Below are 21959 nucleotides of genomic sequence, written 5' to 3'. Positions count from 1 at the left end.
TACGGCCAGTTGGTTTACGACATCCGGAAGCCCCGGAACCATGGAGCGGTTCCGGGACTCACGGCACGCTGATGCGATCAGAGACCGGCGACCAGGCTGGTGACCGGGGCCGTGTTCAGGCCGGTCGCGCCCTCGACGGTGCCGACGGCGGTGTCCACGATGCCCGAGACCGGGGCAACGGAGTCCAGCGCGCCGGTGACGGTGCCCAGGGCGTTGACGGACAGGCCGCCGGAGACGGTGTCGAGGTCGGCGTCAGAGATCTCGACGGTCTCGACCTGGGGGGTGGAGTTCATGATGGAACTTCCCTTCCTATTGGTATTCACAAGGGGGGAGCGGCCCCCTCTGGGGGACAGATGGTCGGCCGCGTCCGCAGGCATCAGGCACCCGTTGCCGGGAACCGTGGGGTGACCCTGCGGTGCGATGGATCAAAGCACGCTGCCGCGCCACGCTTCCAATCAACGGCCCATGTGATCAGGGCGTTTGCGGCCCGAAGAAGCCCAAGCGTGCATGCCTGCGCACGGCTCGGTAGCGACTTCTTCACACGATCCCCGGTGTGATCGCTCCGATGCCCTTGCGGACGTACTGGCGAAACAGACACTCCCGAACCAATGAGGCGGCAGGCGCCGATCCGCTGTGCAGATTCACCACCGGCCGTGACCCGGCTGCGTAATCGGTGTGCAGATTTCCTGAAGCCAGGATTCCGGTTGCTCGCGGGGACGCGCTGTCACTTCGCGGTAGCGGAGGGCGAGTGAACGAGGAAGTTCGGCAGGGGAGTTGAACACCCCACACGCCGCATCCGTACCAGTCGGCATCCAGGCGCCGCCATCAGCTGCCTAGCGGTAGCGCGGACCCCGTCCCCACAGGAGGTCAAGAAGTTGAGTCACAAGCGAACACCAAAGCGCAAGGCCGTAATAGCTGCGGGCAGCGTGGTGGCGCTCGGAGCGGCGGCACTGATACTGCCCAACGCGATGGCGTCGCAGGACGAAGGAACCGACTCCTCCGCCGCCCCCAAGACGGTCAATGCCGCGCAGGCGTCCGACTTGTCCTCGCAGCTGGAGTCGCTGCTCGGTGAGGCGTTCGCCGGCTCGTACTACGACAAGGACCAGCAGCAGCTGATCATCAACGTCGTGGGCGACAACAACAACGTCATCGTCGGGGCCGAGCAGGCAGGCGCGGTCGTACGCGAAGTCGACAACAGCATGTCCGAACTCAAGGCCGCCGAGCAGACCCTGAAGTCCGAGGCCACCGTCCCCGGTACGGCCTGGTCCGTCGACCCGAGGACCAACAAGATCCAGGTCACCGCCGACAGCACGGTCACGGGCTCGAACTGGGACCAGGTGGAGTCGACGGTCAAGTCGCTCGGCTCGGACATGGCGTCCGTCAAGAGGTCCGCCGGTGAGTTCAAGACGTTCGCCGCGGGCGGCGACGCCATCTTCGGTGGCGGTTCGCGTTGCTCGCTCGGCTTCAACGTCACCAACTCCGAGGGCAACCCCGCGTTCCTGACCGCGGGTCACTGTGCTGTCGCGGCCGCCGAGTGGTCGGAGGAAGAGGGCGGTGCGCCGATCGGCACGGTCGACGCTCAGACGGCCACGTTCCCCGGTGAGGGCGACTTCGGGCTCGTCAACTACGACGACCCGGCCACCGAGGCGCCCAGCACGGTGAACCTCGGCGGCGAGCAGGTCGACATCGCGCAGGCCGCCGAGGCCGAGGTCGGTATGCCGGTCACCCGTATGGGCAGCACCACCGGCCAGGACTCCGGCACGGTCACCGCCCTCAACGCCACCGTGAACTACGCGGAGGGCACGGTCACCGGTCTCATCCAGACCGACGTCTGCGCCGAGCCGGGCGACAGCGGCGGCTCGCTGTTCAACGAGAACAGCGCGATCGGCCTGACCTCCGGCGGCAGCGGCGACTGCACCGTCGGCGGCGAGACCTTCTTCCAGCCGGTCACCACCGCCCTCGAGGCGGTCGGCGCGACGATCGGCGACGGCGGTGCCGGTGGCGGCGAAGAAGCCGGTGGCGATGGCGCGGGCGCCGGTGAAGAGGCCGGTGCCGGTGAGGAAGCGGGCGCTGGTGAAGAGGCAGGCATGGGTGAAGAAGCCGGTACTGGTGAAGAAGCGGACGCCGACGAAGAAACCGGTCTGATCGAGGGCCTGACAGGCTGACGCGCCACAGATTCCGGCCGTACGTTCACAGCGGCCGTGGCGGGGCGGTCCGGCTCTCCGGCGGGAGGGCAGGGCCGCCCCGCGTATGGGCGGGGGGGGGCCGGGCCGCCCCGCGTATGGGGGCGCAATACCGCGTCCTGTGGGGGCCGTAGGCCCCCAGGGGCGCGGGGAACTGCGCGACCAGCCCCCACCGGCCCGCAGGTTAATCACCGGTCTCCAGCGGAGCGCCCCGCGGAGCGCCGCCGCGGAGCGCCGTCGCCCGGAGCAACAGCAGCGCCACGTCGTCGACCCGCTCCCGCTCCGTCCCGCTGTGCCGTACGAGCGCGTCGGCCAGCTCCTGAAGCGGCTGGTCGCCGATCTCGGTGAGCCGCCCCGCGAGCCCGGCCAGCGCGTCCTCGATGTCGACACCGGGGGACTCGACCAACCCGTCGGTGTAGAGGGCGAGTACGGACCCGGGGGCGAGCGACACCCGAGTCGTCGGATACGTGGCCGCCGCGTCGATTCCCAGCAGCGGACCGCCGGCCAGATCGAGCACCCGAACCTGCCCGTCGGGCCTTCGCAGCAGGGGCGGCGGATGTCCGGCCCGGGCCATCACGGCCTGGCCGTGCGCGGGGTCCAGACGCAGATAGATGCAGCTGACGAAGAGATCGCTGCCCAGGTCGATCAGCAGCCGGTTGGTGCTCCTCATGACCTCCTCGGGCGGCTTGCCGACGGTCGTGTACGCGCGTACGGCGGTACGGATCTGTCCCATCAGCCCGGCGGCGGTGACGTTGTGACCCTGTACGTCGCCGATCACCGCGACGGCTCCGCCGGGCGTCGGCACCAGGTCGTAGAAGTCGCCGCCGATCTCCATGTCCCGGGTGGCGGGCAGATAGCGGGCAGCGGCCTCGATGCCGGGGAGCGAGGGCAGCGAGTGCGGCAGCAGGGCCGCCTGCAGGCCGTGCGCCAGCTGGTGCTTCACGTCGTACAGCCGCGCCCGCTCCAGCGCCTGCGCGATCAGCCCGCTGAGGCTGGTCAGCACGGCACGTTCGTCGGCGGGGAAGGGATGCGGGTCGGCGTACGCGAGGACACAGGTGCCCACCGGCCGGCCGGACGCGATCAGCGGCAGAAACGCCCAGGCCTTCATGTCGCCGGCCGCCGCGGGCAGCTCCGGATAAAGGCGGTCCAGCTGTCGTCGGGACTCGAAGAAGGCGGGCACACCGCTGGTCAGCGTGTGGGTCCCGGGGGTCTGCGCGGTGAGCGGCATCCCGTCGAACCGCTCCACGGCATGCGCGTCCGGATAGCCGCGGTGCCCGAGCACATGCAGCCGGCCGCCCTGCGAGCCGAGCAGGACCAGTGCCTGGCTGCCGACGGCGGGCGCGATCTCGTCCGCGACCAGCTGCACCACATCCTGGACGCCGACCGCCTGGGTGAGCGCGCCGGTCAGGTTCAGGACGTGCGAGATGGTGACGAGACGCGAGCCACCGCCCTCGGCACCGTCTCCGGGCTGCTGCTCGGTGCGGTCGGCCCCCTCCGCCGCCCGCGCCCGGGAGATCCGCAGACTCAGCCCATTCGTACTGGGATACAGCCGGAACGACAGCCGGTCGGCCGGTGGGCGCAGCGCCACGAACGACGTCACCTGCTGGCCGAACAGCGCGGCACGGTATCGGTCCTCGAAGACCGGGTCGTTCAGCCATGGCAGGCAGGCCCACAGATGCGAGCCCAGCAGAGCGCTGACCGGCAGGCCGAGCAACTCGCCCGCCGCCGCGTTGGCGAAGCTGATCCGGCCGTGCAGATCGAGCGCGCACAGCCCGTACGGCAGCCGCGCCACCATCCGCACGGCCTCCACCGCGCCGAGCGTCCCCGTCACGGTGGCCGCCGACGCGGGGGCGAGCAGATCCGGCTCGGGGCGTACCGGGTGGCCCTCCTCGGCGGCCCGCTCAAGGCGCAGCGCGAGCCGGCCGCAGGCGGCGGTGAGATGGTCCCGCTCCCGGTCGGACAGTTCCGCCGGACGCGTGCCCGGCCAGGTCACGAAGATCGCCCCGTACACGGCACGCTCGGTCGCCACCGGTACCGAGGCCAGCGCGAAGGGATACGGCAGGACGACGGCGATCCGCGGATAGTCGCGGGCCATGTCCTCCTCGCCGCCGACCCAGACGAGCCGCCGGTCGCGCGCCGCCTTCGCCACCGGTACCGGAGCGCTCAGCCCCACCCGCTCCCAGGGCGCCGCGAAGGCCCGCGGCAGACCGGCCATCACGGCCATCTCCAGGACCTGCTCGCCCGGGGTCAGCAGATAGACGGCGCCGGAGTGGGCGCCGACATCGTCCATGATCGCGGCCAGCGTCAGCGACAGCAGCGGCCGGCCCACCGGTGCCGCCGGGCGCTCCGACTGCCGTCCGGACGTCTGGTCGGACACGCCGACCACCTCCTCCCACGGCAGCTGTGAAGCAGCCCCAGGCGTCAAGGCTCCTCCTTGCACGCGGTTCCCGCATAGGGAGTACCCAGGGTGACGATCAGTCCACATACCGCCGCATACCGCTGCCTGACCCGGGCCCGGGATCTCCGAACAGTCACAGGGGCTGCGCAAGCGTCCAGGACGCGCTGTAATTGCGGACGTGGTCAGTGAGGGCGGCGCCGGACGCAGAAGGAGAACGCTGCGTGCCGAACTTGCCCTCAAGACCCTCCAGACGGAGCCCGGCTCCCGCGAGCGGCTACACAGCGTCATCGAGCTGGCCCTCGTCTTCAGCGGCGCGGTCGTCGCCGCCGTGTACGCGCCGGAGGAGGACGACGACCGGCTGACCCTCGTCGAGTCGGCGGGCGTACCGCGGATCCTGTACGGGCTGCGCGACAGCTATCCGCTCGCCGACGGCTCGCCCGCGGTGGACGCGTACCGCCTCGGACAGCCGCAGTGGCTCGGCCCCGAGGAACTCGCCGTGAGCCCCGACACCCGGCGGACGTCCATGGGGGACTTCTGGCTGGCCGCCGTGCCGCTGCCCCCGGCTCCGCGCGACGGCGGCTGTCTGCTCGCCGTGAGCGACAGCCCCGGCGGCTTCGACATCGAGGACCGGCAGTGCCTCCGGCTGCTGGCCGAGGCCATGGTCTGCCCGGAGTCGGCCCGGCCCCCGCCGCAGAACGCCGAGGACGACTTGCCCCACAGCTCGTTCAGCCTGGCCATGGACACCGGGCGCGTCGAGGTCGACGACGAGACGCTGGAGCTGTTCGGCATAGGCCGCGAGGACTTCGACGGCAAGGTCGAGACCCTGCTGGGCATGACCGTGCCGGAGGACCTGCCCTCGCTGATGTCCGTGGTGGAGGCGGACCACATGTCCACCGGCGACCGCGAGCTGGAGTTCCGTATCCGCCGACCCTCCGGCGAGCAGAAGTGGCTCAGGCTGCGCGGACGGCTGCTGATCGCCGGTGACGGGGGCCCGGACCGGCTCGTGGGCACCGTCGCGGACGCCTCCAAACTGCGGTCCGGCGTCAACGAGGTGGCCCGCGTCCAGCGCCTCGCCGCCGCCCTCGCCACCGCGGGCACCGTCCGCGACGTCAGCCAGGCCGTCGTCACCGCCCTGCGCCAGCCCCTGCTGGCCGACCGGATCGCGCTGGCCGAACTGGAGGGCGACCGGCTCGTCGTCACCGTCCTCGACCCGCCCGAACCGGAGGCCTGGCCCGAGCTGTGGCGCAGCGAATGGCGCTCGGAGTGGCCCGACGCGCCCGTACGCACCATGCCGACCCTCGCCGCCGCCCTGCGCGAGGGCCGCGCCGCGATCTGGCCCGCCGGGACACCGCTGGAACCCGCGCTCGCCGACGTCGGGCCCGGCGGCCTCGCCGTCCTCCCACTGCCGGCCGGCGGACGCATGGCAGGAGCCTGCCTCATCGGCTGGGACACCCCGCACGACTTCGGCCCCGACGAGCGCGCCCTGCTCACCGCCTCCGCCGGGCTCGCCGGCCAGGCTCTGATGCGTGCCCACGCCTTCGACGCCGAACACGAACTGGTCGGCACCCTCCAGCGCACCCTGCTCCCGCGTCGGCTGCCCACCCTGCCCGGCGCGGTCGCCGTCGCCCGCTACCTGCCCACCACCGCGGGCCTGGAGGTCGGCGGTGACTGGTACGACGTGATCCCGCTGCCCGACAACCATGTCGCCCTCGTCATCGGCGATGTCCAGGGGCACAACGCCGGAGCCGCGACCCTCATGGGTCAGATGCGCACCGCCCTGCGCGCGTACTCCGTCGAAGGGCACCCCCCGGACGTGGTGGTCTCGCACGCCAACCGGCTGCTCGTGGACATGGAGACCGACCTCTTCGCCACCTGCGCCTACGTCGACGTCGACATGGAGGAGGGCATGGCCTGGTGCGTACGGGCCGGACATCTGCCCCCGCTCCTTCGCCATCCCGACGGCAGCACCGAGATCGTGGTCACGGAGGGCGGACCCCCGCTCGGCGTCGTCACCCAGGCCGACTTCCCGATGACCGGGATACCGCTGCGCCCCGGCGCGCTGCTGGCACTGACCACGGACGGTCTCGTCGAGTCCGCCGAACTCGACCTCGAGGACGGCCTGCGCCGCATGGCCGACCAGATGACCGCCTCCGACCCCACCCACCTCGGCCTCGTGGCCGACGCCCTGCTCACCTACGCCAACCGCAGTGACGACGTCGCCCTGCTGCTCATGCGCTACGACGGCATGGCGCTGCGCCCCGAGCGCGAAAGCTGGACGGTGTGGCGCGTACCCCAGGCCGTCGGCCACGCCCGCCGCTTCACCAAGCGCACCCTGCGCGCCTGGGGCGTGACCGAGCAGACCGACGCCATCCTCCTGGTCGTCTCCGAACTCGTCACCAACGCCCTCGTCCACACCGACGGCCAGGTCCGCCTCGACCTCACCCTCATCAACAACCGCTTCCGCGTCGCGGTCGCCGACATCTCACCCCGCACACCCATCAAGCCCACCAGCATCGGCTGGGAGGCAACCGGCGGCCGAGGCATCCTCCTGGTCGAGGCCCTGTCGGCGACCTGGGGAACAGTCCCGGTCAGCGGTGGCAAACAGGTCTGGAGCGAGATCGCCCTGGACTGAGGCGTACGCCCCCTGACCGGCCTACGCTTTGAGGCGTGCTCCGCCTCCTGCTGATGTCCGACACTCACCTCCCCAAGCGCGCCAAGGAACTCCCGGCCCCGCTCCTCGCCGAACTCCCGCGCGCCGACGCCGTGATCCACGCAGGCGACTGGGTGGACGCCGTCACCCTCGACCTCCTGGAAAGCCGGTCGCAGCGGCTGATCGGCGTGTACGGCAACAACGACGGCCCCGAACTCAGGGCTCGCCTGCCCGAAGTGGCCCGTGCCGAACTGGACGGTCTGCGTCTCGGCGTCGTCCACGAGACCGGCGCCGCCGCCGGCCGCGAACGCCGCTGCGCCGCCCGCTTCCCAGACCTCGACGTCCTTGTCTTCGGCCACAGCCACATCCCCTGGGACACCACGGCACCGACCGGCCTGCGCCTGCTCAACCCCGGCTCACCCACCGACCGCCGCCGCCAGCCCCACTGCACGTACATGACCGCGCTCGTGGACGGCGGCCGGCTGACGGACGTACGCCTGCACCGGCTGCCGCCCCGCAACCCGGCAGACGGCGCGCTTACCGCCGACTTCCGCGACGACGCCTGAGCCGCTCAGGAGGGCGAGGACCACGGAGACGGCTGCCGCGGCGTACTGGTCGCTGGCCACCACGACCGCCACCGGATCGCCCGCGTAGCGCACCTCGTCGACAGCGATCGGCGGGTGGTCGGGCGGCAGCATGATGTCCTCGGTCACCGGCCACGCGCACGGCAGCGATCCCATCCCCTCCGCGAGATCACCACCGCTGAACGCAGCGATCACACCCGGCCACTCAAGCGCGGGCGAGACGTCGATCCGGTCGATACGGGCGTGCGCCATGGGGCGGGGCCGGGCGCGGCCGACCTCCCGTCACCGGGATTCGGGTCATGTGCCCTCCCAAGGAACGCGAGGGAAAATCAGCCACATGGCGTGACATACGTCACTCTATGACCGCGTCGCGAGGGCGGCGAGTGCTGCGACAGGTCTTGTTGAGCGTTAATCCGTTGCTGTCGCCTATGACCGCCTGCTGCACTACGGGGGACGAGCCGTCCGGAAGATCAAGGAGCAGCGATGCGAGCAGCGTTTATGTCCCCCCAGGAAGGAATCCTCCTCACTCCAAAGGACATGACGCCAGTTGTACTCGCTGAACTTGGGAATTCTCGCCCACGTAGACGCCGGTAAGACCAGCCTGACCGAGCGGCTCCTGCACACTGTCGGGGTCATCGACGAGATCGGCAGCGTCGACGACGGCAGTACGCAGACGGACTCCCTCGCGCTGGAGCGGCAGCGCGGCATCACGATCAAGTCCGCCGTCGTCTCCTTCGCGATCGACGACGTGACGGTCAACCTGATCGACACCCCCGGCCACCCCGACTTCATCGCCGAGGTCGAACGGGTACTGAGCGTGCTCGACGGCGCGGTCCTGGTGATCTCGGCCGTGGAAGGCGTACAGGCACAGACCCGTGTCCTCATGCGGACGCTGCAACGCCTGCGCATTCCGACCCTGATCTTCGTGAACAAGATCGACCGCGCCGGAGCACGCTACGCGGACCTGCTGGAGAGCATCTCCACGCGGCTCACCCCGGCGATCGTCCCGATGGGCGAGGTCGGCGAACTGGGTACCCGGGGTGCCCAGTTCACCCCGTACGACGGCTTCCCGCCACGCCTGCTCGAACTGCTCGCCGAGCACGACGACGCGCTGCTGGCCGCGTACATCGACGACGAGGCAACCGTCTCGCAGGAACGGCTGCGCACCGAACTCGCCGTGCAGACCGGGCAGTCACTGGTGCACCCGGTGTTCTTCGGCTCGGCTGTCACGGGCGCGGGGGTCGATGAACTCATCGGCGGGATCCGGGAGTTGCTGCCCTCGGCCGAGGGGGACGCAGACGGTCCGGTCTCGGGCACCGTCTTCAAGGTCGAGCGCGGACCGGCGGGCGAGAAGATCGCGTATGTGCGGATGTTCTCGGGCACGCTGCGCACCCGCGACCGCGTGACCTTCGGCGACGGCGAGGACGGGAAGGTCACCGGCATCACCGTCTTCGACCGGGGCTCGGACCTCAGGGACGGTCAGGTGCCCGCGGGCCGGATCGGCAGGCTCTGGGGGCTGACCGGCATCCGTATCGGCGACACCCTCGGCGTACCGCGGAAAGGGACGGACGAGCACTACTTCGCACCACCGACCCTGGAAACCGTCGTCGTGCCCCGCGACAAGACCGACAAGGGTGCCCTGCATCTCGCGCTCACCCAACTCGCCGAGCAGGACCCACTGATCAACCTGCGGCAGGACGAGATCCGGCAGGAGACCTCGGTGTCCCTGTACGGGGAGGTGCAGAAGGAGGTCATCCAGGCCACCCTGGCCGACGAGTTCGGCCTCGACGTCGGCTTCCGTGAGACGACGCCCCTGTGCATCGAGCGGCCGGTCGGAACCGGTGCGGCCGTGGAGTTCAACGGCAAGGACCCGAACCCGTTTCTCGCGACCGTCGGACTGCGCGTCGATCCGGCGCCGGTCGGCTCCGGCGTGGAGTTCCGGCTGGAGGTCGAGCTGGGGTCGATGCCGTACGCCTTCTTCAAGGCCGTCGAGGACACCGTGCGGGAGGCGCTCGGCCAGGGACCGCACGGCTGGCAGGTCACCGACTGCACGGTCACCATGACGCACTCCGGCTACTCGCCGCGGCAGAGCCATGCGCACCAGGGCTTCGACAAGAGCATGTCGAGCACGGGCGCGGACTTCCGCGGACTGACGCCGCTCGTGCTGATGGACGCGTTGCGGCAGGCGGGCACCCTGGTGCACGAGCCGATGCACGCCTTCCGCCTTGAGGCCCCGGCGGACACGCTGGGCGCGGTGCTGCCCGTCCTGGCGAAGCTGCGCGCCGTACCGCAGACGACTCAGGCGCGGGGCACGGCGTCCGTCCTCGAGGGCCGGATCCCGGCAGCCCAGGTGCACCAACTGGAGCAGCAGCTCCCGGCGTTGACCCGCGGCGAGGGCGAGCTGGAGACCGCCTTCGACCACTACGCACCGGCCGCCCGAGGCGTGGTCCCCGAGCGTGAGCGGACCGATCACAACCCCCTGGACCGGAAGGAGTACCTACTCAACGTGACGCGACGTGTCGGCGGGTGAACGCGAACTCCCCTTGAGGGAAAGGTCACTTACTCCCGAGTAAATTGGGTACTTACTCTGGAGTCAGAGGTGTTGACGGGCCGCTGAAGCATTGCGAATGTAATGCGCATGTCAAAGATGACGGACATGTTCCGATTGCGTATGCCTGTGCTCGGTGTGTTCCTGCTGCTCACCGGCCTGCTGACCACGGCGGGCGCCCAGCGCGCCACCGCTCTCCCCGGCGACCTCTGGTTCGACGGACCCGCCGCGGCCACCCTCACGGTCAAGAACGGCCGCTTCACCGACGGCCTCGGCCGCGAGGTGGTGCTCCGCGGCTACAACGTCTCCGGCGAGACGAAACTGGCGGAGAACAACGGCCTGCCCTTCGCCTCGGTCGCCGACGCCAAGAAGTCCGCGACCGCGCTCCGGGAACTGGGCGGCGGCAACTCGGTCCGATTCCTGCTCTCCTGGGCATACGCGGAGCCGGTGCGCGGTCAGGTGGACACCAAGTACCTCGCCGCCGCGACCGACCAGATGCGCGCCTTCCTCGACGCCGGAATCCGCGTGTACCCGGACTTCCACCAGGACCTCTACTCGCGCCACCTCTTCGACCCGGACAGCTGGTACACCGGCGACGGAGCCCCCAAGTGGGCCGTGGACGCGGGCAATTACCCGGACGAGTACTGCGGGATCTGTCCCTTCTGGGGCCAGAACATCACTCAGAACGCGGCCGTGACGCAGGCGACCCACGACTTCTGGCACAACAAGCACGGCCTCCAGGAGGCCTTCCTCACCACCGCCCAGAAGACCATGGCGTACGTCCAACAGAACCTGACCGACGCCCAGTTCGCAGGCGTCATCGGCTTCGACCCGTACAACGAACCGCACCCGGGCACGCTGGACTCCGGGCAGACCAGCCGGACGTGGGAGAAGGACGTGCTGTGGCCGTTCTACGAGAAGTTCCGCGCCCGGATGGACGCGGCCGGCTGGCAGGACAAGCCCGCCTTCGTGGAGCCGAACCTCTTCTGGAACGCCAACCTCGACTTCCAGAAGCAGGAGGGCGGCCTCCTCGACGCGGGCAAGATCGGTCCGGACTACGTCTTCAACACGCACTTCTACGACCAGAAGGCGATCTCGGGCATCTTCATGCCGGGCAAGGCGGGCGACGGTCAGTACTCCACCGACTTCGGGGTGGTGCGTGACCGTGCCGCCGCGGCCGGCACGGCGGGAATCATCAGCGAGTTCGGCCATCCGCTGGCGGGCGGCGTGTCCGACAAGGCCCCGACCGTCCTCAAGGGGATGTACCAGGCTCTCGACTCCCGTCTGCCGGGCGCCAGTTGGTGGTCCAAGCCCACCGACTCCGGGCCGGTGCTCTCCGGTTCGCAGTGGCAGTGGGACATCTACAACGGTCGCCACAAGGAACTGATGAACGGCAACCCCGACAAGGTGCTCACCCACGGCGACGCCTGGAACGACGAGGACCTGTCCGCCGTACGCCTCGACGACTCCGGCAAGGCCGTGCTGCGCCAGGACGCCCGGCTCCTCGACCGCGTCTACCCGACCGCCACCGCGGGCAGCACCGTCGCGTTCACCTACGAGGACCGCTCCCGCGACGGCTCCACGACCCTGACCTGGAACCCGGTGCCGAACTCGCTCCCGCGCGTGAAGGAGCTCGTGGGCTCGGGCCAGTACGCCCTCCACATGTGGCGCTCCGACGGCAGCTCGGCCCCCACCGAACTGCACCTGCCCGCGTCCTTCCCGACCTCGTCCACCACGGTGGTCTCGGACCTCGGTACGACGGCGGCCCCGCCCTCGTACACGAAGACCACCCCGATCGCGGTCGCGGACGAGCCGGGCGGCACCGGCAGCCGTCGACTGCTTCTGACCGCACCCGGCTCGGGCACGCACTACGCCCTGGTCGCCAATGGCGCGAAGGCTCCGTCCGCGGAGCTGCTGAGCGCCGCGCGGACGGAGCTGGCCAACTGGGCCGCGTCGAAGGCCGGTTAAACGGGTCTACTGAGATCCGTTGCGGTACCGCGCCCCTAAGAGGCCGCAGGCCTCTTAGGGGCGCGGGGCTGTATCAAATTTGCGGCTCCGCCGCGCGGGCGCGACCAGCCACGACGGGCCCGCAGCTTTGAACTGCCTAACCAGCGGAGCGCTTACGTGGACGGGCCCGTCCAGTCCGCCGGCACCTTCGCCAGGCGTACGCGCTGAGGGTGGTCGCCGACCTCCACCGACGCCGTCTTCTGCCCCGTGGCGAAGTCGATGGCGGTGACCCGGTCGGAGCCGCTCTCGGAGATGACGCAGGACTTGCCGTCACCGCTGACAGTGGCCCAGTAGGGCTTCGAGGCGGTGACGAGCGGGCCCTCCTGGAGGGTGGAGCGGTTGACGACGGTTGCGTAGTCGTCCATCGTCCCGGCGATGCACAGCTTGTCGCCCTTGGGGCTCATCGACATGCCGTGGTGGCGCGAGTCGTTGACCCAGGTCGTACGGTCCTCGCTGGTCGCCGGGTTCTTGGGCAGTGTCTTCACTCGGGTGATCTTGTCGGTGGCGACGTCGTACTCGGCGAAGCCGTTGAAGAAGGACACCTGGAAGTAGAGCTTCGACTCGTCCGGGGTGAAGGCGACGGGACGTACGGCGTCGGACAGGTCCTTGCGGCCGAAGGCGTCGAGCCGCTCGCGCATGTCGATGACCTTGACCTGCTCGTACGTGTTCGCGTCGACGACCGTGATCTTGCGGTCGCCCTTCGTCCAGTCCAGCCACGAGTCGTCGAGGCCGGTGTTCACGTCCCCGATCGACATGTTCCACAAGTACTTGCCGTCCGCGGAGAAGACGTTCTCGTGCGGCTTGTCGCCGGTCTTGAACGAGCCGAGCTGCTTGCCGGTGGCGATGTCGAGGACGTGCACGGTGTTGGAGATCGAGGCCGACACGGCGACGCGCTTGCCGTCGGGGGAGACCGCCATGTGGTCGGAGCGGTAACCGGACACGGGGAAGCGCCAGTTGATCTTCCCGGTGGCGAGGTCGATCGAGACGACATCGGCGAAGCTGGGCCGCGAGACCACCATGGCCGAGCCGTCCGGCGTGGAGTACATGTCGTCGACGTACTGGTCGTGGCCTTCGCCGACGCCGTTGCGGATGGCGGTGAAGTAGATCCACTTGATCGGGTCGGCGTTGATCTCCGCGAGCCGCTCCTCCTTGTCCGGAATGACGTTGATCCGGCCGATCTTCGCGAGGTCGCCGCCGGACTTGATGACGTCGGCGGTGCCGTCCCAGTTGTTGCCGACGAACATCACCTCGCGCAGGTCGGCGGCGGCCTTCCTGGTGCTGTCGGAGGCGTCCTGAGTTTCGGCCGTGGCCGCCGCCGACCCGGCGACGGTCAGGGCGAGGGCGGCTGCGAGGGAGCCGACGTGCCGGGCTTTGAAGGCGGTCATGACTACTCCTGATTGTTTGGCGCATGACAAGGGGCACGGGAGGGGAATCTGAAGACACGGGCGTTCAGAGTTACTTACTGGAAAGTAAGGAGTCGAAGCCGCTCTACACAAGACGTCGAAGGCGACAAAATTGGTCACCTGAGTGACAACTGAGACCTGGGAGGCCCCAGTGGCGGGCAAGCTCAAAGCGCCGACCGGCCGCTATGGCGGCAAATCCGCTCAGGAGCGGCAGGCCGAGCGACGCCGACGGTTTCTGGACGCCGGGTTACAGCTCTTCGGCGACAGCCCCGGCTACCGCGCCACGACCGTCGCAGCCCTGAGCGAGGCGGCCGGGCTGTCGACCCGTCAGTTCTACGAGGAGTTCCGCAACCTGGAGGACGTACTGGCCGCCCTCCACCTTCAGGTCAACGACTGGGCCGAGGAAGCCGCCCTGTCCGGACTCGCCGAGGCGGACGGCCGACCCGTCGATGAGCGCACCACCGCGGCCTTCCGCGCCTACGCCGCCAATGTCACCGGCGATCCACGACGCCTGCGTATCGCCTTCGTCGAGATCATCGGCGTCAGCCCTCGCCTGGAACGCCAGCGGCTGGCCCGCCGTTCCCGCTGGATCGACTTCATCTGCGGCGAGGCCAAGGCCGCCGCCGAACGCGGCGAGGCGGCTCCCCGCGACTACCGCGTCGCCGCCGCGGCCTTCATCGGCAGCGTCAACGGCCTGCTGCACGACTGGAGTTCGGGCTGGGTCGACGCGACGCTCGACGAGGTCGTCGACGAACTCGTGCAGCTGCTTCTGGGGGTTCTGCGGCCGGTGTGGTGGCGGGTGGAGGAAGCGTAAGTCCCGCTCCGGGGGCGGATGTCGCCCTGTCCTGGCGAGCGGAGATGGCCCGGGTCGGACGGGAGGTGACCCGGGCCCCGGGTGCGTCGCTTTCTAACTCTCGTCGTCCCATTCCTGGAGCAGCGTCTGGTCGACGATCTTGCCGTTCCGCAGCTCCACCATCGAGCTGGCGAGGACCTTGACGCCGTCGGGGTACTGGCACGACTCCGTGTACGCGAGGTGGTCGCCCTGGACGACGCACTGTTCCACCTTGTGGGTCATGTCGCGGCTGTACACGTCGTTGAGCATGTCGCTGATCTGGTCGCGACCGTGCATGACTTTCGGGTGGCTGGGCTGGGTGTTGCGGTCGACGACGCGGAGCTCGGCGTTGTCGTCGTACAGCGCGAGGAGTGCCTCCGCGTTCTGGTCTTCGATGGCCCGGCGCAGAGTTTCGGTGTCGAAGCCGGGGGCTGCGGCTGTGCCCATGAGGAACCTCCTGGTGGACCGTCTTCGAAGGCCGGGCCCGGCGGGGAACGGGCCGCGAACGGCCTCTCCCTTCGAGGCTCCTCCCGCTTCCGGGCCTCAGCAAGCGCAGCCGTAAGTCTTCCGTCATCTCTTGATCGGTGTTGTGGGGGCTTCGGTCGGTTTGAATGAGGGAGAGATGTTCTGAGCTTGTGGAAGGCAGGGTGGAGCGCGTGCGCAGGGTGTTGAGCAGGCCGGTGATCGCGGGTTTTGTGGTGATGGCCGTCGTGGCGGTCGGCGCGGGGCTGTACTGGTTCCAGCCGTGGAAGCTGTGGCAGGACGAGACCGTGCAGGAGTCCCTGCCCGCTGCTGCCGCCACACCGGCCCCCTCCACATCGGATCCCGCGGCCGAACCCCCCGCGGCCGAACCCTCGAAGGCCGCCTCCACGCCACCGGAACCGGCCGGACCCCGGACGCTGGCGCGCGGCGACCTGATCAGCCACGAGCACACGACGTCCGGTACGGCGACGGTGCTGCGGCTGGCCGACGGTTCCCACGTACTGCGGCTGGAGAACCTCGACACCAGCAACGGCCCTGATCTGCGGGTGTGGTTGACCGACGCGCCGGTCAAGGAGGGGAGGGCCGGCTGGGGTGTCTTCGACGACGGGAAGTACGTGAGCCTCGGCAAGCTCAAGGGGAACAAAGGCGACCAGAACTACGTCCTGCCCGCCGACACCGACCCGGCCGCGTACACGAGCGTGAGCATCTGGTGCGACCGCTTCAACGTCTCGTTCGGCGCGGCGGAACTGGCCCGTGCGTAGGCGCTCCGCTGGGGGTGCAGTGATTCGGCTGCGGGCCGGTGGGGGCTGGTCGCGCCCACGCGGCGGAGCCGCATATCGAAACAGCCCCGCGCCCCTAAAGGAAGGCCTGCGGCCTCCTTTAGAGCGTGGTAGCGCACCGGACTTCACCAAGGCCGGACTGAATCCATAAGCGGACAAACTTGTGATTTGTATTACAATAGGTCTAGGGTGAAACCACTTGGAGGCTCACCCCGGCGGCGAGCCGAGGAGCGGTGTGCTGCGGGGACGCCTTCAGGCGAGGAAGTGATCCCGTTGTCCGTCGTCTGGGACGACATCGGCGGACTTGTCGATGCCCACGAGCGCTTCATGGCCGGTGTACGGGTCGACTCGGACGTCCGGAGTCCGGTACTCGACTCCTGGAAGCGGAGCCGGTCCGCGGGGGTGGAGCCGCACCGCCTCGTGGTCCCGTACGCGCCGGGGCTGGCGCTGGACGAACGGTTCCTGCGCGCGGCCGACCCGGTGCTGAAGGGCCTGAGCGCGGCGCTCACCCAGGTCAGCATGACGGTCGCCCTTTGTGATGCGCAGGCCCGCATGGTCCTGCGCCTCGGCGGTGACCGGCGCTTGCGCGAACGCCTCGACGAGGTGAGCTTCGCTCCTGGTTTCGACGCCTCCGAGCAGACCGCGGGCACCAACGGCGTCGGCACCGCGCTGGCGGAGCGGAGTCCCTGCTACGTGATGGGCCGCGAGCACTTCGCCGACTGCCTCCAGCCGTTCGCCTGCGCGGGCGCGCCCGTCCGGGACCCGCTCAGCGGACGCATCGAGGCCGTCCTCGACATCACCTGCCTGCGCGACAACGGCGACCCCGCCATGGTGCGGCTGGTTCGGGAAGCCGCCCGCGACATAGAGACACGACTGCTGGAGCAGGCCACGGCACGGGAGCGGGCGCTGCTCGCCGCGTACCGGCGGGCCTCCCACACCACGGGCGGCGCCGGCGGCTGGCTCGGGCGGCCCGGGCACGCGCCTTCGAGGCACGGGAGCGCCGACGACGGCGGCCACCTCCGCCCGGTCGACCTGGCCGTGCTGAGGGAGAGGGCCGAGGAACTCATCGCCTCACCGAACCGCACCCTCGACGAGGTGCGCCTGTCCGGCGGGCGGATCGCCACCCTGCTGCGTCGCCAGGTCAGGGGAGCGGCGGGGGAGACGGGCGTGGTCGTCGAGGCCCGCCTTCTCGGCGGCCCCCGGCTACGTCATCCCGCACTCGAGGCACAGGCCACGCCGGCCGGCTCAACTCCGGTGAACGCCCCGGCCGTGCCCGTCGCCTCGGCTTCGCAGGCGCCGTGGCCGACCGGAACGCCCCCGGTCGGCGTAGGTATCACCGTCCCGCAGACGCCTGTCACGGCCGGGCCGGCACCCCACGGCCGGGCCGGAACGGACGGCAACGGCAACGGCAACGGAGCCGGAGCCGACGGCTGGCCGCTGCTCGTCGGCGAGCCAGGCGTCGGCCGGCTGGCCGTACTCGCCCGCAGGCGGCTGGAGTTGCTGCACGACGCCGGCGTCCGGATCGGCACCACCCTGGACGTCACCCGCACCGCGGAGGAACTGGCGGAGGTGACCGTTCCCCGGTTCGCCGACGTCACCGCCGTAGACCTGCCGGAATGCGTACTGCGTGGCGAGGAGCCGGAACCGATCGGCGGGGACAGCGCGTTGCGCCGGATCGCGATGGGCGCCGTTCATGAGGAATCCCATCTGTACGGCGTCGGCGATGCGGTCCGGTACGTCCCCTCCACGCCGCAGGCGCGCTGCCTGGAGAGCGGGCAGCCCGTACTCGAACCCGTACTGGCCGAGGCCGGCGGCTGGATCGCCCAGGACCCGCCACGGCTCGAACGGGTGCTGGAGGCCGGCATCCACTCCCTGATCACCGTGCCGCTGCGGGCCCGCGGCGCCACCCTCGGCGTGGTCAGCTTCTACCGCTCCGAGAAGCCCAGCCCCTTCGAGGACGACGACCTCTACCTGGCGCAGGAGCTGGTCGGCCGCGCGGCGATCTGTATCGACAACGCCCGCCGCTACACCCGCGAGCACAACACCGCACTCGCCCTGCAGCGCAGCCTGCTGCCCCGGGGCCGCTCCGAGCAGAACGCCGTCGAGGTCGCCTACCGCTATCTGCCCGCCCAGGCCGGGGTGGGCGGCGACTGGTTCGACGTCATCCCGCTGTCCGGCGCCCGGGTCGCGCTGGTCGTCGGCGATGTCGTCGGCCACGGCCTGCACGCCGCGGCCACCATGGGCAGGCTGCGTACCGCCGTGCACAACTTCTGCGCCCTGGACCTGCCGCCCGACGAACTTCTCACCCATCTCGACGACCTGGTCGGACGGCTCGACCGGGGCGAGGGCTGGGCCGTGGAGAACGCCCAGGCGGACGCCGGAATCGTCGGCGCCACCTGCCTGTACGCCGTCTACGATCCGGTCTCCCGGCGCTGCACCCTCACCCGCGCCGGGCACCCGGTCCCCGCGGTCGTCGGACCCGACGGAGCAGTGGACTTCGTCGATCTGCCCTCGGGGCCGCCGCTCGGTCTCGGTGGGCTGCCTTTCGAGACCGTCGAGCTGGAACTGGCCGAAGGCAGCCAACTGGTGCTGTACACCGACGGCTTGATCGAGGACCGGCACCGGGACATCGACGCCGGACTGAACACGCTCCGCACCGTCCTGGCCCAGGCCGACCGCGCCCCGGAGGACACCTGCGAGGCGGTCCTCGACGCCCTCCTCCCGAGCCGGTCGAGCGACGACGTGGCCCTGCTCGTCGCCCGTACGAAAGCGATGGGGCCCGAGCAGGTCGCCCAGTGGGAGCTGCCCAGCGACCCGGCGGTCGTCTCCCGCTGCCGTGCGGCGGTCACCGACCAGCTGACCGCCTGGGGTCTCGACGAACTGGCCTTCAGCACCGAACTCATCGCCAGCGAACTGGTCACCAACGCCATCCGGCACGCGACCGGCCCCGTCCAGCTGCGGTTGCTCCGCGACCGGGCGCTGATCTGCGAGATCTCCGACGGCAGCAGCACCTCGCCCCGGCTGCGCAGCGCCAGGAACGAGGACGAGGGCGGGCGCGGCCTCTTCCTCGTCGCCCAGCTCACCGAGCGATGGGGGACCCGCTACACCACCAACGGAAAGATCATCTGGACCGAACAGCCACTGCCGTGATCGCTTTGAGAACGTGATCGCTCTGAGAACCGGGTCGTCCAGCAGGCCAAGGCCATCATCGAGCTGATCGACCGCGCGGTCTGCGGACGAGACGGTCAACAGCCCACGTCACAGGTGTGGGTGGGCCGGGGCGTGCGTGGTCTCCTCGATCTCGTGGGCGGCCTTGCGCAGCAGCCGTCGGGCCAGGTCGTTGAGCGCCCTGGCCGCGGCGAGCTCCTCACCGACCCGGTCCTGTTCCGGATCGCTGGGGTTGCGCCGGGCATGACCGCGGGTCGTCAGCCGCGTGGCGTCGGGCAACCGCAGGGTGGCGGTCGCCTCGCTCTCGATGTCGGACTGCTCGATGTCCAGGTCGATATGCCAGTTGAGGTGTGCCTGCATGGCGCTCGCCCCTTCGCACCCGCCGAGGTTCCGTGCAGTCGCGACGAGTGCCCGGATCCCGGGGCCGTATGCGTCGGGGCTTGCAGGCATCGGCGTACCACCCGTACGTCAGGCACGTACGTCACGCGAGGGCGAAGTACCGCAGCCACACATAGACGAGGGCGAACGCCACGGTGACCGCGGTGACGATCAGGCCGTACTTGGTGAACTGCCAGAAGGAGATGGGCTGGCGGTTCCGTTCGGCGATGCCGAGGACGACGACGTTGGCGGAGGCGCCGATCGCGGTGGCGTTGCCGCCCAGGTCGGCGCCCAGGGCCAGGGACCACCACATGACGTGATCGCTGCCGCCGCCCATGTTCTCGACCAGGTCACCGGTGATGGGCGCCATCGTGGCGACGTACGGAATGTTGTCGACGACACCCGACAGGACCGCGGAGGCGCCCAGCATCGTCAGGGATCCGCCCAGTTCGTTGTCACCGATCGCGTCGGCCAGGGTCTTGGAGACCTCGCCGATGACGCCGGTGTCGATCAGTCCGCCGATCATGATGAAGAGGCCGGCGAAGAAGGCGAGCGTGGGCCATTCGACCTCGGCCAGGACCTCGTTGGTCTCCACCGAGGAGATGGCGATGAGGAGCCCGGCGCCGAGCAGGGCCACGATGCTGGGCTCGTAGTGCAGCACCGGGTGGAGGACGAACCCGGCGACGACCAGGGTGAGCACGACCAGCCCCTGGATCAGCAGCCGTGGATGTCGGATGGCCTCCCGCTCCTCCAGCGCCATGATCTCGGCGGCCCGGTCCTCGTCGTACACGAAGGTCTTGCGGAACATCACCCGGCACAGCAGGACGAGTACGACGATCAGGAACGCGGACAGCGGGGCGAGGTGGATCAGGAAGTCGTTGAAGGTCAGACCGGCGCGGCTGGCGATGATGATGTTCGGGGGATCGCCGACGAGGGTGGCCGTGCCGCCGATGTTGGAGGCCAGCACCTCGGCGATCAGAAACGGCGCGGCGGGCAGGCCGAGGCGCTCGCAGACCAGCAGGGTGACGGGGGCGATCAGCAGGACCGTGGTGACATTGTCGAGGAGTGCCGAGGCGACCGCCGTGATGACGACGAGCATCGCCATCACCCGGAACGGCTTGGCGCGTGCCTTCTTCACGGACCAGATCGCCAGGTACTCGAACATGCCGGTCTTCTTCAGCACACCGACGATCATCATCATGCCCATGAGCAGGAAGATGACGTTCCAGTCGATGCCGGAGTGCTCGGAGTAGAACGCCGAGACGTCGTCGGTCGCCCCGATCGCGAGCATCAGGCCCGCACCGCCCAGGGCCACGGCGACGCGGTGGATCTTCTCGCTGATGATCAGGGCGTACGCGCCGACGAACACGACGATCGCGGCCCAGCTGTGCCAGTCGTTCACGATTCACACCGATCGGAAGAGAGAGTGATCCTCTGCTCGCCGACCAGACTTCCCGGCACACCGGGAGAAACCCTACCCGTCCTTGACGCGTCTTCGGCAGATGGCCTCTGCGTAGGGGAGTAGCCGGAATCCTGCCGGGTTCCGGCATTACGGACCGGGTTCCGGAAGTACGGAACGGGATGCCGCCCTTACGACACGGCGCCGAGCAGCCGGTCCAGCAGATGCGAGGCAGTGATCACTCCGAGCAGATGCAGACCGGCCTTGTCCTTCTCCACCACCGCCACCAGCGGGCTGCGCACCTGTGCCATCAGCGCCGCGACCTCGAGGGCGGTGTCGTCCGGCGCGGCGACCGGCGGTGCGGGCACGGACTTCGACAGGCAGTCCCGTACGGTCCGGCCCTTGAGTGCCTGGCACAGCCGGTCGGCGTGGCGCTCGTCGACCACGGCGGCCAGCGTCGGGTCCTCTATGACGTACTCCGGCACCAGGATCTTGATCATCTGGGAGGCCGGCAGGATCGCCTTCGGCGCGCCCGACTCGTCGACCACCAGGAGCGCGGGCAGCCGGTGCCTGGCCATCAGCCGTGCCGCCTCCAAGGCGTCGGTGTCGAGACCGACCGTCTCGTACTCCACTGCCAGGTCACGTGCCCGCACGATCGGCTCCTGTCTCCTCTGTCTCCTCCTCGGCCGCCGTACTGCTCATTGTCCCTCCCGCCTCGGGGTGACGCGGTGGTGAGCGCCGCGGGCGTGCATGATCCGGGCGACGACCGTGCCGAGGAACGCGGCGGACAGGAGCAGGACGAGCCGGGCGGCGTCGAGGTGGCCGTCCCAGGTGAGTTCGCCGCGGGGTGCGATGGCGAAGTTGTTGAGGAACAGCCAGCACACGAGAGCGATACCGGGTGCCGCGCGGAAACGGGCGGGCAACCCGAGCAGCACCGCCAGCCCGCACAACGCACCCAGCGCCAAGGACGGGCTGGACAGTCCGCCTACGGCACCGAGCACGGCCACCAGGAGACAGGACCCCGCGAAGGCCGCCATCCAGACGAAGCCGGTCGCCACCGGCTCGGGCACGGGCCTGACGACGGGAGTCCGCAGCGGGTACCACTCCACCATGACTGCTCTCCTCACCCGTCGCTGTCCGTACGCGG

At 69.8% G+C, this 21959-nt stretch carries 16 protein-coding genes and 1 pseudogene; 8 read left to right on the top strand and 9 right to left on the bottom strand.

Annotated features, from left to right (window positions below; translation table 11 throughout):
- Positions 1-77: 77 nt before the first annotated feature.
- Positions 78-293 carry a hypothetical protein gene (locus OP79_RS06300; protein WP_033318983.1) on the bottom strand — a complete coding sequence of 72 codons (216 nt, stop codon included), beginning with the start codon at positions 291-293 and terminating at the stop codon, positions 78-80.
- 582 nt (positions 294-875) lie between these two features.
- On the opposite strand from OP79_RS06300, the gene OP79_RS06295 reads away from it, so the two are divergent.
- Positions 876-2165, top strand: a complete 1290-nt coding sequence (locus tag OP79_RS06295) for a S1 family peptidase (protein ID WP_211270746.1) — start codon at positions 876-878, stop codon at positions 2163-2165.
- A gap of 202 nt (positions 2166-2367) precedes the next feature.
- On the opposite strand, the gene OP79_RS06290 is transcribed toward OP79_RS06295, so the two are convergent.
- The gene (locus OP79_RS06290; protein WP_051744442.1) at positions 2368-4569 is read right to left on the bottom strand and encodes a SpoIIE family protein phosphatase; all 2202 of its coding nucleotides are present in this window, start codon (positions 4567-4569) and stop codon (positions 2368-2370) included.
- A gap of 190 nt (positions 4570-4759) precedes the next feature.
- Here OP79_RS06290 and OP79_RS06285 point away from each other — a divergent pair, with 190 nt between their 5' ends.
- Together OP79_RS06285 and OP79_RS06280 are read left to right on the top strand one after the other, a co-directional pair.
- On the top strand, positions 4760-7213 hold the full coding sequence (locus OP79_RS06285) for a SpoIIE family protein phosphatase (RefSeq protein ID WP_033318982.1): 2454 nt from the start codon (positions 4760-4762) through the stop codon (positions 7211-7213).
- A 35-nt stretch (positions 7214-7248) separates the two neighbouring features.
- The gene (locus OP79_RS06280) at positions 7249-7797 is read left to right on the top strand and encodes a metallophosphoesterase family protein (protein ID WP_342669495.1); all 549 of its coding nucleotides are present in this window, start codon (positions 7249-7251) and stop codon (positions 7795-7797) included.
- A 33-nt stretch (positions 7798-7830) separates the two neighbouring features.
- On the opposite strand, the pseudogene OP79_RS51380 reads toward OP79_RS06280, so the two are convergent.
- Positions 7831-8067: pseudogene (locus OP79_RS51380) on the bottom strand (hypothetical protein); the annotation flags it as partial.
- A gap of 295 nt (positions 8068-8362) precedes the next feature.
- Here OP79_RS51380 and OP79_RS06275 point away from each other — a divergent pair.
- Complete coding sequence (locus OP79_RS06275; protein WP_033318981.1) at positions 8363-10345, top strand: elongation factor G; 1983 nt, start codon at positions 8363-8365, stop codon at positions 10343-10345.
- Positions 10346-10471: 126 nt separating this feature from the next.
- On the top strand, positions 10472-12331 hold the full coding sequence (locus OP79_RS06270; RefSeq protein ID WP_033319149.1) for a cellulase family glycosylhydrolase: 1860 nt from the start codon (positions 10472-10474) through the stop codon (positions 12329-12331).
- A 152-nt stretch (positions 12332-12483) separates the two neighbouring features.
- Here OP79_RS06270 and OP79_RS06265 read toward each other — a convergent pair whose 3' ends face one another.
- Complete coding sequence (locus OP79_RS06265; RefSeq protein ID WP_033318980.1) at positions 12484-13755, bottom strand: PQQ-binding-like beta-propeller repeat protein; 1272 nt, start codon at positions 13753-13755, stop codon at positions 12484-12486.
- A gap of 169 nt (positions 13756-13924) precedes the next feature.
- Here OP79_RS06265 and OP79_RS06260 point away from each other — a divergent pair, with 169 nt between their 5' ends.
- Positions 13925-14587: a TetR/AcrR family transcriptional regulator gene (locus tag OP79_RS06260; protein ID WP_033318979.1), complete on the top strand. Its 663-nt coding sequence runs from the start codon at positions 13925-13927 to the stop codon at positions 14585-14587.
- 93 nt (positions 14588-14680) lie between these two features.
- Here OP79_RS06260 and OP79_RS06255 read toward each other — a convergent pair whose 3' ends face one another.
- On the bottom strand, positions 14681-15052 hold the full coding sequence (locus OP79_RS06255) for a nuclear transport factor 2 family protein (RefSeq protein ID WP_033318978.1): 372 nt from the start codon (positions 15050-15052) through the stop codon (positions 14681-14683).
- Positions 15053-15252: 200 nt separating this feature from the next.
- Between OP79_RS06255 and OP79_RS06250 the strand changes: the two genes are divergently transcribed.
- Together OP79_RS06250 and OP79_RS06245 are read left to right on the top strand one after the other, a co-directional pair.
- Positions 15253-15849: a DM13 domain-containing protein gene (locus OP79_RS06250; RefSeq protein WP_033318977.1), complete on the top strand. Its 597-nt coding sequence runs from the start codon at positions 15253-15255 to the stop codon at positions 15847-15849.
- A 291-nt stretch (positions 15850-16140) separates the two neighbouring features.
- Positions 16141-19017 carry a SpoIIE family protein phosphatase gene (locus OP79_RS06245; protein WP_033319148.1) on the top strand — a complete coding sequence of 959 codons (2877 nt, stop codon included), beginning with the start codon at positions 16141-16143 and terminating at the stop codon, positions 19015-19017.
- 108 nt (positions 19018-19125) lie between these two features.
- Here the strand turns inward: OP79_RS06245 and OP79_RS06240 are convergent, their stop codons facing one another.
- The 4 genes from OP79_RS06240 to OP79_RS55200 form a co-directional block, all read right to left on the bottom strand.
- A complete protein-coding gene (locus tag OP79_RS06240; RefSeq protein ID WP_033318976.1) occupies positions 19126-19395 on the bottom strand; it encodes a DUF1876 domain-containing protein in 270 nt (89 codons plus the stop codon).
- Between the two features lie 121 nt (positions 19396-19516).
- Positions 19517-20815, bottom strand: coding sequence for an ArsB/NhaD family transporter (locus OP79_RS06235; protein WP_033318975.1), 1299 nt, complete (start codon positions 20813-20815; stop codon positions 19517-19519).
- Positions 20816-21003: 188 nt separating this feature from the next.
- Positions 21004-21465: a CBS domain-containing protein gene (locus OP79_RS06230; RefSeq protein WP_033318974.1), complete on the bottom strand. Its 462-nt coding sequence runs from the start codon at positions 21463-21465 to the stop codon at positions 21004-21006.
- Positions 21466-21510: 45 nt separating this feature from the next.
- Entirely contained in the window at positions 21511-21924 is a 414-nt protein-coding gene (locus OP79_RS55200) for a hypothetical protein (RefSeq protein ID WP_033318973.1), read from the bottom strand.
- Positions 21925-21959: the final 35 nt, after the last annotated feature.

Origin of the sequence: Streptomyces yerevanensis (assembly GCF_000716805.1) — a bacterium.
GTDB lineage: Bacteria > Actinomycetota > Actinomycetes > Streptomycetales > Streptomycetaceae > Streptomyces > Streptomyces flaveus.
The sequence above is the reverse complement of the archived record's forward strand: the minus strand, read 5'-3'. Positions and strand labels throughout refer to the sequence as shown.